Raw genomic sequence first — 7583 nt, 5'->3', positions numbered from 1 at the left:
TGAAACCTAAATTGTTTCCGAAGAAACTATTTGGATTATCATCAACGAGTGCCCACACAGATTGATAGGTCTATATTTTTAAAGAGCACACTTCGAAGTTCTCTTCAAAGTGGACGGCTATTTTAGCTAGATAACTTATCGTGTCAAACACTTTTTTAAGTTATTTATCTGCGAGTTAATTTTAACTCACTAACCGTAGTTGTTTAGGTTCCGCTTCACTTGCTTTCCCGTGACAACGGAGGCGCATTATAGGGAGTTCATTAAAGAACACAAGTGCATTTTTTAAAAAAACTCACCTTTTTAGTTTATTCGTATAGAAAACAGACAAAAGACTCTAAAAAACTATAGAAAAGGGGCCAAACGGCCCCTTTAGTGTGATTTTTATCTCAATTTTACTGTATCCATACAATTATTGATGAGCACAAATTTGGTCATTAGTAACAATTAGCTGCACTGTCTTGTCTGGAACGATTTCACCAGAAAGAATTGATTTGGCTAACGGGTTCTCGACATTCTGCTGAATTGCACGTTTTAAAGGACGCGCACCATACACAGGATCGAAACCAACTTGAGCGATCAAATCGAGCGCTTTGTCGGAAACTTCTAGTTGATAGCCTTTCTCCTCTAGTCGTTTCGCCAAACGTTCCAATTGAATAGAAGCAATGGACTTAATGTGTTCTTGACCAAGTGGATGGAACACCACGATTTCGTCAACACGGTTCAAGAACTCTGGGCGGAAGTGTTTGCTAACCACATCCATCACTTCACTCTTGATACCTTGATAGTCTAATGTTGCGAAATTCTCTTGGATACGAGATGAACCCAAGTTAGATGTCATGATCACAACCGTATTACGGAAGTCAACAGTACGACCTTGACCATCCGTTAAACGCCCATCATCGAGAACTTGCAGCAGAATGTTAAATACATCCGGATGCGCTTTCTCTACTTCGTCTAACAAAATTACCGAATACGGCTTGCGACGAACCGCTTCCGTTAAGTAACCACCCTCTTCATATCCGACATAGCCTGGAGGCGCACCCACCAATCTTGCCACTGAGTGTTTCTCCATGAACTCAGACATATCGATACGGACCATCGCATCTTCGCTGTCGAACATAAAGCTCGCAAGTGTCTTACAAAGCTCTGTTTTACCCACACCAGTTGGACCTAAGAATAAGAAGGAGCCAATTGGTCGGTTTGGATCAGAAAGCCCAGCTCGACTACGACGAATGGCATTCGATACAACAGAGACCGCTTCGCTTTGCCCTACCACACGATTATGCAGCACGTCTTCCATACGAAGTAGTTTCTCTTTTTCCGCTTCTAGCATCTTGGATACCGGAATGCCGGTTTGCTTAGAAAGTACTTCTGCAATCTCGTTGTCGGTTACTTTATTACGCAATAGCGTCATTTCCTGCATTTCAGCTTGGGTTGCAAGATCTAACTGCTTCTCAAGTTCAGGAATACGACCATATTGAAGCTCCGACATACGGTTTAGATCGCCAGCACGGCGAGCAAACTCCATGTCCATACGAGCTTGTTCAAGCTCAGACTTAATATGTTGAGTGCCAGAAAGAGCTGCTTTTTCTGTATTCCAAACCTCTTCTAGCTCAGCATACTCTCGCTCTTTTTCATTGAGTTCTTCATTAAGCGCTTTCAAACGCTTTTCACTCGCTTCATCGTGCTCGTTACTTAGTGCTTGTTGCTCAATTTTGAGTTGGATAATTTTACGCTCAAGCTTATCCAAGGACTCTGGCTTAGAGTCAATTTGTAAACGAATGCTTGAAGCCGCTTCGTCAATCAAGTCAATCGCTTTATCCGGCAACTGACGGTCGGAGACATAGCGATGTGACAAGCTCGCCGCAGCAACAATCGCTGGGTCAGTAATTTCGACGTGATGATGAAGCTCATAACGCTCCTTCAAGCCACGTAAAATCGCCACGGTATCCTCAACGGTCGGCTCATCCACCAGCACTTTTTGGAAACGACGTTCTAATGCTGCATCTTTTTCGATGTACTGACGATATTCATCCAATGTTGTTGCGCCAACACAGTGCAGCTCACCACGAGCTAATGCCGGTTTTAGCATGTTGCCCGCATCCATTGAGCCTTCACCTTTACCAGCGCCGACCATAGTGTGTAGTTCATCAATGAAGAGGATGACGTTGCCTTCTTCTTTAGCAAGTTCATTCAATACTGATTTTAAACGCTCTTCAAATTCACCACGGTATTTAGCACCAGCAACCAGTGCGCCCATATCCAGTGATAGCACTCGGCGACCACGCAGACCTTCAGGTACTTCATTGTTAACTATGCGCTGCGCTAAGCCTTCAACAATTGCTGTCTTACCTACGCCTGGTTCACCGATAATCACTGGGTTGTTTTTAGTACGACGCTGCAATACTTGGATAGTACGACGGATTTCATCATCACGACCGATAACCGGATCCAATTTACCTTGCTCTGCACGCTCGGTAAGGTCTATGGTGAACTTTTCCAATGCTTGGCGAAGCTCTTCCGCATTCGGGTCATTGACCTTTTGACCACCTCTGATCTTTTCGATTGCCTGGCTGACTTTTTGCTCTGTTAAGCCGATCTCTTTGAGTAATTGCCCCAATGGTCCGCGATCTTCTAAAGCGGCAAGCAGGAAGACTTCAGACGAGATATAGGAGTCTTGACGCTTTTGCGCCACTTTGTCACACAGGTTAAACAATGTGCCCATCGAGCTAGAGAGCTGAACATCCCCACCGATGCCACTGACTTTTGGTAATCGATCTAACATTTCACTCAATTTAGAGCGTAAATGCGTTACGTCCACATCCAGCATAGTAAGCAATGGACGAATTGGACTGCCATTTTGATCAAGCAAAGCCACCATGAGGTGAACTGGCTCGATATATTGATGATCGCGCCCTAACGCTAGTGATTGAGCATCAGAGATAGCGATTTGAAACTTACTTGTGAATCGATCAAGACGCATATCTACCTTCCTAACCTCAACTAAAGGAAATTCTTTTGACAGTTAGAAAGATGGATACTCGGGTGGGGAATTTCAAGGGAGTGAATGAATAAAGATAGCTTTGCAAAAATAGTAGTATGCATCTTAGCACTTTGGTGCTTATAGCTAGTCTTCGATCCAAATAAAGGTTGCTTGTCGACCAGTCTTACCATCACGGCGATAAGAGTAAAAAGAGGCTTTATCTTGGTAAGTACAAAGTCCAGAATCAAACACTTGTGTCACACCAGCCCGGTTTAGACGTTGCGTTGCCAGCACCGACATGTCAGCAAACCATTTACCGTCGATATCGCGTGGAGCAAATGCTTGATTCGCCTGTGAATCAAAATCAACAAAAGCTTGCAGAACATCTTCACCCACTTCGAAGGCTTGAGGGCCAATGGCGGGGCCAAGCCACGCTATCACTTCACCAGAAAACAACGCTAACGCATTTTCGACAATGCCATTTGCTAAGCCGCGCCAACCTGCGTGAACAGCGGCTACTTGAGTACCTTGTGTATTAGTCAATAATACAGGTAAACAATCGGCGGTCATCGCTGAACAAACAACATGGCTTGAAGAAGTAAATACACCATCCGCATCAAGCACCTGTGTTGTTGGTTCATTTGCTTGAGCCACAACGGTTGAATGCGTTTGGTTTAACCAGATTGGCGCATTTGGCATGCTTGCCTGTTGCGCCAACCAAGCTCGGTTCTTCTCTACTAAAGACAAATCATCCCCAACGTGAGTACCTAAATTTAGCCCTTGGTAAGGGCCTGTCGAAAATCCGCCTATGCGTGTTGAGGCGAAAGCTTTGACATTTTTAGGCGCTGGCCAGTTCGGAATGATCGTCTTCATATTAGAATTCTTCCGGTAAGCCGTGCTCTTCTGTATCTTGACGAAGCGCTTCAGTCATCACAACCATGTCATCAGGCACTGGAGCATGAAACTCAAGAACTTCGCCCGTAATTGGGTGCTCAAAGCGCAGCATTACTGCGTGCAATGCTTGGCGATCGAAGCCCCGGATCATTGCCGTTAGCTCTTCAGACGCACCTGTCGGGATGCGAGCACGTCCACCATATGCAATATCACCGAGCAGCGGATGCTGAAGATAAGACATGTGCACACGAATCTGGTGCGTACGACCCGTTTCTAGACGCAAACGAATACGCGTGTGTTCGCGGAAGCGTTCAGCAACACGGTAGTGCGTTACTGCTGGTTTGCCCATTGGTGCCACCGCCATAAGCGTGCGCTTAGTAGAGTGACGACCAATAGGTTGATCCACTTTACCGCCCGCAGTCATACGACCAATAGCGATCGCTTCGTACTCACGAGTAATATTACGTTTTTGCAGTGCGCGAACCAGACGAGTTTGTGCAGGAACGGTTTTCGCCACCACCATCAAACCCGTTGTGTCTTTATCCAAACGGTGCACGATACCTGCACGAGGTACTTCTGCAATATCAGGGTAATGATGCAACAACGCATTAAGCACAGTGCCATCAGGCGTACCAGCGCCCGGATGAACCACAAAGTCACGAGGTTTGTTGATAACGATAATATCTTCATCTTCATAGATGATATCTAGCGGGATATCTTGCGCTTCCCAGCGTTCTTCATCTTCTAACTCGGCTTGCAATGTAATTTCCTCGCCACCCATTACTTTGGTACGAGGTTTAGTGACAACTTCACCATCAACTTGAACTTTCCCATCAAGCAGCCACTCTTTTAGGCGCGAGCGAGAGAAGTCCGCGAATAATTCGGCGATAGCTTGGTCTAAACGTTGACCTAACTGGCTATCTTTTACGGTATTTGTTAATACAATCTGCTGAGCCATATCGAACTTTTTTAAAAACTGTGAGACTAATGCTCACGACTGTGAAAAAATAGACTATTACGTCATTGTATCTGTTACTGGAAAGAAAGTAACGGCAGCTTAAGAAATATTTAGATTCAAGGAACAGACTCCTGATATGAAACGTCAGACTTTAACAGGCCTTTTAGCGGTATCCCTTCTGTTTGGATGTGCAAGCAAAGAAGAAATCGTTCCTGATGTGCCGCCTTCGGAACTGTATGCAGACGCACAGATTTCTCTTCAAAGTGGTAATTGGCTTTCTGCAATTGAGAAACTGGAAGCATTAGACTCACGTTACCCATTCGGTGCCTACTCTGAACAGGTGCAGCTTGACCTAATCTATGCGTACTACAAAAACGACGACCTTGCTTTGGGCTTGGCAACCATTTCTCGCTTTATGCGTTTAAACCCAACCCATGAAAAGATGGATTGGGTGCTGTACATGCGAGGTCTAAGCCACATGGCGCAAGATCGTAACTTTATGCATGATTTATTCAGCGTAGATCGAAGCGATCGCGATCCTGAACCGGTAAAAAAAGCGTTTGATGACTTCAAAAAACTACTTCAACGTTACCCGAATAGCCCATATGCAGAAGATTCACAAAAACGTATGGTCGCGCTGAAAAACCGTCTAGCGAACTATGATTTAGCGACTGCTGACTTCTACCTTCGCCGTGAAGCTTGGGTCGCTGCTATTAATCGCAGCCAAGAGCTACAAAAAGCGTATCCAGACACAGAAGCTGCACGTAAGTCACTGACTATCCAGCTAGAGGCCTACAAGCAACTTGGTTTGGAAGACGCCGTAGCAAGAACTGAAAAGCTTATAGAGCTCAACCCTGTGAAGTAATTGAACTTGCTTTAAACTGAACCGCCACCGTTTTTACCGTGGCGGTTTTTTATTACTCTCAATAGTGTATTCAGCCCTTTCTTGATGATCTTCCTAGCTCCACATATGCTTAAAGTTCTCCTCCCCCCTTTATAAAAAGGATGTGAACGTGACGATATCTAAGCTTTGCGCAGTTATGCTGCTCCTATTGTCTGCTTCCGTTTGCGCACTGCAAATCTCGCCGCTCAAACAGCCTCCTTATACTGGGGACCTCGATGTCATCAAGGAGAAGAATGTACTGCGCGTCTTAGTTTCTGCTGATTTAGGCTTTTACTACATTGAGGGCGGCACACCAAAAGGCATAGGCGCGGAATTGCTGGCGCATTTCGAAAAAGACCTTCGTAAACTCAAACCAAAGCTTAACGTACAAATTATTCCTGTTGCCCGCGACCAGCTACTGCCAGCCTTAGAAAACGGTTCAGGTGACTTAGTTGTCGCCAACCTGACTATTACCGACACGCGCAAACAGAAAGTGGAGTTCAGTTCACCCATTCTCACTGACATTCAAGAGTGGGTAGTGACAAACAAAAGCACACCAACGATGACGAAAATCGAACAACTGAGCGGCAAAGAGATTTGGGTGCGCGCCAGCTCTAGCTACTTTGAAAGCATTCAGACACTAAATAAGAAACTAAACAAAAAAGGCTTACCGCCTGTTATCGTGCACTTTATTGAAGAAACACTTCAAGATTATGAGCTGGTCGGAATGCTCAACAATGGTTACGTCAAAGCCATTGTTCTCGATAGCCATAAAGCCAAGCTTTGGCTGAAAGTGATGGATGATATTCGGGTGCACAAAAAAATCCCTATCCGCAAAAATGGCAAAATTGCTTGGGCAATGCGAGAAAATAGTCCCAAATTAAAAGCCGTCGTGAATAAGTTCATCCAGAAGTCTCGCTCTGGGACACTACTCGGTAACGTTATTTACGGTAAATACATCGATAACACGGGATGGTTGAACAGAGCTCTTAACCCTAAGAAAATTGCTCAACTAGAAAAACTCGCAGCGCTATTTTCACGCTATGGTGAGAAATACGATATCGACTATTTACTGATCGCTGCAATCGCTTACAAGGAATCAGGATTTAATAACGACCTAGTTGGAAGCCGAGGTGCCGTTGGCATAATGCAAGTCCTACCCAGCACCGCTCAAGATCCGAATATCAATATCAAAAATGTTCGACAATTAGAAAACAACATTCATGCTGGAGTGAAATACTTAGCTTTTTTGCGTAAGCAGTACTTCAGTGATCCTGATATTACTGCACAAAATAAACTCTACTTTACATTGGCGGCTTACAATGCGGGCCCCGGCAATGTAGAGCGTATTCGTAAGCGTGCAGCCCAACAAGGTTACGATCCTAATGTTTGGTTTAATAACGTGGAAGTCGTTATGCGGAAAAGTTTAAGCTCAACGGTTGGGTACGTCACAAGCATTAATCGCTACTACATAATATACAAACAACTAGAAAGTTTGGACCAAGTCAAAAGTCTAGAAAGGGTTTCACTAGCCCCAAAAGACCCCATTTTCATGATACCGCTACGAAAAGTCAGCCAAATGCCAGACAGTAAAAAGCCACTTGTACAGTAAGCGGCTTTTTAAATGGATTCATTGGAAAGACTCAGTGATCGTCATCACACCTTACGTGTAGTTAAATTTTAACCACCTCAAATATTAGGCCGTAAAACTTCCCTAAAAACGAGGCCGTTTTCAGCTGAGTACTCTATTCAATCTACGGATTTACTAACCGATAACAAGCAATTTCACGATAAATCTCAGAAGTTCTTGAGTGAGATCACATTCATTTTTCATCATAAAAAACCCGAGCAAAATAATGATCTGA

At 44.5% G+C, this 7583-nt stretch carries 5 protein-coding genes; 2 read left to right on the top strand and 3 right to left on the bottom strand.

What is annotated here, in order from left to right:
* Positions 1-409: 409 nt before the first annotated feature.
* The 3 genes from clpB to rluD all read right to left on the bottom strand — a co-directional run bounded on the left by clpB (position 410) and on the right by rluD (position 4835).
* Positions 410-2983, bottom strand: coding sequence for an ATP-dependent chaperone ClpB (gene clpB, locus R7127_RS19920; protein ID WP_005381873.1), 2574 nt, complete (start codon positions 2981-2983; stop codon positions 410-412).
* Positions 2984-3127: 144 nt separating this feature from the next.
* Positions 3128-3856 carry a peptidoglycan editing factor PgeF gene (gene pgeF / locus R7127_RS19915; protein WP_005381874.1) on the bottom strand — a complete coding sequence of 243 codons (729 nt, stop codon included), beginning with the start codon at positions 3854-3856 and terminating at the stop codon, positions 3128-3130.
* Between the two features lies 1 nt (position 3857).
* On the bottom strand, positions 3858-4835 hold the full coding sequence (gene rluD / locus R7127_RS19910) for a 23S rRNA pseudouridine(1911/1915/1917) synthase RluD (RefSeq protein WP_172563368.1): 978 nt from the start codon (positions 4833-4835) through the stop codon (positions 3858-3860).
* Positions 4836-4971: 136 nt separating this feature from the next.
* Between rluD and bamD the strand changes: the two genes are divergently transcribed.
* Positions 4972-5700 (top strand): outer membrane protein assembly factor BamD, encoded by a 729-nt coding sequence (gene bamD / locus R7127_RS19905; protein WP_005381876.1) that lies wholly within the window; start codon positions 4972-4974, stop codon positions 5698-5700.
* A 148-nt stretch (positions 5701-5848) separates the two neighbouring features.
* Positions 5849-7330: a lytic transglycosylase F gene (locus R7127_RS19900; RefSeq protein WP_309473959.1), complete on the top strand. Its 1482-nt coding sequence runs from the start codon at positions 5849-5851 to the stop codon at positions 7328-7330.
* Positions 7331-7583 lie beyond the last annotated feature (253 nt).

The sequence above is a fragment of the Vibrio sp. 1159 genome, assembly GCF_033340395.1.
GTDB lineage: Bacteria > Pseudomonadota > Gammaproteobacteria > Enterobacterales > Vibrionaceae > Vibrio > Vibrio alginolyticus.
The sequence above is the reverse complement of the archived record's forward strand: the minus strand, read 5'-3'. Positions and strand labels throughout refer to the sequence as shown.